The following is a 1,194-nucleotide window of genomic DNA, read 5'->3' on the forward strand; positions in this document are numbered from 1 at the left end:
ACCTGTCTAAAATTAACGGATAGTTAATATAAAAACCAATTTAATGTTCGTATTTATTATCTAATTGAGGAGTTATAAAATTGACTCACTCACACATAAATTAAATCGAATTACTAAACAAGAATGTAACACTGAATTAAATTCACTTTCACTGGGAAATTCAAGTTAAAGTCTGTATTTTTAAAAAAGGAAACCACGTTTTCATATTAATTGGTTTAAAGAGAGTAACGCCAAAGAAATCCTTTTTTAGAATTTTACTCTTATATACTTAAAAACACCATGAACACTTGGGTTCTTGGCATGCTAAATTCATATACTTTTTAATGTTTCAAGAAAAGCGGCAAGCGCTTCTCTAGCCCACCACCGGTGCTAGAAGGATCAAAAACGAACGTTTTGTCTTTTTGACCCCAATAAGGGCCAGCGAGCTGTTTGAAGTTGAAAATAGCAAATCTTGAAAGTACTAAAAACCATAAAAAATTTATTCTCTATTATCTTGAGTCAATGCTTCAATGCTATTACTGGATATGCTACGTATCGAATCGTAAAAATGTGAATTAAGAACGGAAGGGGACGTAAAATGAAGAAGATATTTGGTGGGGTACTAGCTTTACTACTATTCCTATGCTGATTTAGATTTTGATGACGCTAAATTTATAGAAATTAAAGAAAATAATGAGAAACATGCATCTAGCACAATCCCAGTTGTAGAAAAAAATACAGTCTTATCAGTAATATAACTTTAATCTTTGATTCACAAAACAAACTTATTAGCTATTCAGAAATATTGATTACAAATAGTGATAATAATAAGTTTGTAGTCACTTCATACTTTGATGGTAAATTAATTCAAGAAGAAGTAACTGATAGAGATTATGTTAATAACAGTGAACTTCAAAAAGAATTAGAATATATGCAAAATGTAGATAGCGATGTTATTCAAACTCATAGGTCTTTTAATTCAGTCGTTCTTTGCATTTCTTTTGTAGGTTTAATAGATTTAACAATAGCAAGATTAATTGCAGCAACTTGTATTGTGTCTTGTCCTGGTATACCACCAATTTGTGCTGCTTGTATTGGAGCAGTTGCACTTGTGGGGCTTCTAATATTGGTGCAATCATGGTTTCATAACTCCTCAATTCGATAATTATCCGTTTATTTTAGACAGGTATCGATTGATTGTAGCGCAATGCGGCG

At 31.4% G+C, this 1,194-nt stretch carries 1 protein-coding gene; it reads left to right on the forward strand.

Annotated features, from left to right (window positions below; all coding sequences use genetic code 11):
- Positions 1-784 precede the first annotated feature (784 nt).
- Positions 785-1,144 (forward strand): hypothetical protein, encoded by a 360-nt coding sequence (locus tag B371_RS20930; RefSeq protein ID WP_019412377.1) that lies wholly within the window; start codon positions 785-787, stop codon positions 1,142-1,144.
- Positions 1,145-1,194: the final 50 nt, after the last annotated feature.

The organism is Paenisporosarcina sp. TG20 (assembly GCF_000286315.1).
Taxonomy (GTDB): Bacteria; Bacillota; Bacilli; order Bacillales_A; family Planococcaceae; genus Paenisporosarcina.